Consider the following 2,394-nt stretch of genomic DNA (forward strand, 5'->3'; position numbering starts at 1 on the left):
ACACGACCGGCTCGATCACGTGCTCACGCACGTCCGGGGCGAGCATCTCGTCGAGGTTGATGTCGGCGGCGTGCTGGCTGGAGACGACGACCGTGTCGAGGCGGACCGGGGTCTGGCCCTCGTACTCGACCGTGACCTGGGTCTTGCCGTCCGGGCGCAGGTAGGGCACCGTGCCGTTGCGGCGGACCTCGGACAGGCGCTCGGAGAGCGAGTGCGCCAGCTTGATCGGCAGCGGCATGAGCTCGGGGGTCTCACGGTTGGCGTAGCCGAACATCAGGCCCTGGTCACCCGCGCCCTGCCGGTTGAGGGCGTCGTCCTCGTTCTCGACACGCGCCTCATAGGCGGTGTCGACACCCTGGGCGATGTCCGGGGACTGCGCGTCGATGGAGACGTTGACCCCGCAGGAGTCACCGTCGAACCCCTTGGCGGACGAGTCGTAGCCGATCTGGAGGATCCGCTCACGCACGATGGCGGGGATGTCGACGTAGGTCTGGGTGGTGACCTCACCCGCGATGTGGACCTGACCGGTGGTGATCAGCGTCTCGACCGCGACCCGGCTCGTGGGGTCGTTGGCGAGCATCGCGTCGAGGATCGAGTCACTGATCTGGTCGGCCATCTTGTCGGGATGGCCTTCGGTGACCGACTCGGAGGTGAAAAGGCGGCGGGACACGTTGCCTGACTCCTTGCAGCGGCTGCTGGCTGACATGTACCGGCGGCACGGGGCCGACCGGCGTGGTTGGTTGTCGCTCCACTGTAACGGGACCGATGAGGGTGGAAGTCCCGTGGTCGGGAGATCACGGGTTCCCGAAGGAAGTGTTGCGTACTCGGAGGTAGGAATCCAGTCCCGCGTGGTGGTGATTTACGGCAGACGCTCGGCCACGAGATCCCAGACCCGGTCCGCCAGGTCCTCCTTGGGGCCGAACGGCACGTCCACGGCGGCGCCCTCGGAGGTGAGGATCACCGCCTGGTTGTCCTCGGTGCCGAAGGCACGACCGCCACCGACCTGGTTGACCACGAGGAGGTCGCAGCCCTTGCGCTCCAGTTTGGCGCGCCCGTGGGCGAGCACGTCGTCGGTCTCGGCGGCGAAGCCCACGATGGTCTGCTCCCCGCCGTCCGCCGCCCGGGAGGCGACCAGTCCGGCGAGAATGTCGGGGTTCTCTGTCAACTCGATCGGCGCGGGCGCGGCCCCGGACTTCTTGATCTTGCTCCCGACACTGGCGGCGGGGCGGAAGTCGGCCACCGCGGAGGCCATGACCACGACGTCGGCCCCGACTCGCTCGGCGGCCATGGTCTCGGACAGGTCGAGCGCGGACTCCACTCGGACGACGCGGACCCCGGCGGGATCGGGCAGGGCGACGTTGGCCGCGACGATCGTCACCTCGGCGCCTCGGGCGGCGGCGGTCCGGGCCAGGGCGTATCCCTGTTTGCCCGAGGAGTGGTTGCCGATGAAGCGGACCGGGTCGATCGCCTCGCGCGTGCCCCCCGCGGAGATCACCACGCGCCGGCCGGTGAGGTCGGCGCCGCCCCCGCGTAGGGCCATGCGGGCCGCGTCGAACAGCTCGGCGGGCTCGGGCAGGCGCCCTCTGCCCGTGTCGGCCCCGGTCAGGCGCCCCTCAGCCGGGTCCAGAACGGTCGCTCCGCGCGCGCGGAGGGTGGCCACGTTGGCCTGGGTGGCGGGGTGCTCCCACATCTCGGTGTGCATCGCCGGAGCGAACACCACCGGGCATCGGGCGGTCAGGAGCGTGTTGGTCAGCAGGTCGTCCGCCAGCCCGGCGGCGGCCTTGGCCAGGATGTTGGCGGTGGCCGGGGCGACGAACACGAGGTCGGCGGACTGACCGATGCGCACGTGGGGCACCTCGTGCACGTCGTCCCAGACCGCGGTCGCCACGGGCTGCCCGGACAGGGCGGCCCAGGTGGGCTCTCCCACGAAGCGGAGCGCGTCGACGGTGGGCACGACCCGGACGCGGTGACCGGACTCGGTCAGTCGCCGGAGCAGCTCGCAGATCTTGTACGCGGCGATGCCGCCTCCGACGCCGAGGACCACCTGGGGCGTGCGGGCGGGTTCTGTCTCACTCACGAAAGGAGTTCTACCAGGTGCCGTCGCGGACAGGCACGGTCGAGCCCTGGCCGAGCTCGCGAGGCCGCGTAAGCGCCGTCAGTTGCCCTCGTAGGGCTCGGCGGTCAGCAGACCGGACTTGACCTCGCGCAGGGCGATGGACAGGGACTTCTCCTGGACGTGGGTCTCCACGAGCGGGCCGACGTACTCCAGCAGGCCCTCGCCGAGCTGAGCGTAGTAGGCGTTGATCTGGCGGGCCCGCTTGGACGCCATGGTGACCAGGCTGTACTTGCTGTCGACGCACTCCAGCAGGTCGTCGATCGGCGGGGGGGGGGTGG

Annotated in this window: 3 protein-coding genes; all 3 read right to left on the reverse strand. The window is 70.4% G+C overall.

The window, feature by feature from the left end; translation table 11 throughout:
- Nucleotides 1-670 (reverse strand): S-adenosylmethionine synthetase N-terminal domain-containing protein (locus tag D471_RS0118450; protein WP_017599983.1); only part of this gene is annotated, 670 nt, incomplete at its 3' end.
- Between the two features lie 189 nt (nt 671-859).
- On the reverse strand, nt 860-2,044 hold the full coding sequence (coaBC, locus tag D471_RS0118455; protein ID WP_017599984.1) for a bifunctional phosphopantothenoylcysteine decarboxylase/phosphopantothenate--cysteine ligase CoaBC: 1,185 nt from the start codon (nt 2,042-2,044) through the stop codon (nt 860-862).
- A 111-nt stretch (nt 2,045-2,155) separates the two neighbouring features.
- Nucleotides 2,156-2,377, reverse strand: coding sequence for a DNA-directed RNA polymerase subunit omega (rpoZ, locus tag D471_RS0118460; RefSeq protein ID WP_051059219.1), 222 nt, complete (start codon nt 2,375-2,377; stop codon nt 2,156-2,158).
- Nucleotides 2,378-2,394: the final 17 nt, after the last annotated feature.

The organism is Nocardiopsis lucentensis DSM 44048, from assembly GCF_000341125.1.
GTDB classification, from domain to species: domain Bacteria; phylum Actinomycetota; class Actinomycetes; order Streptosporangiales; family Streptosporangiaceae; genus Nocardiopsis; species Nocardiopsis lucentensis.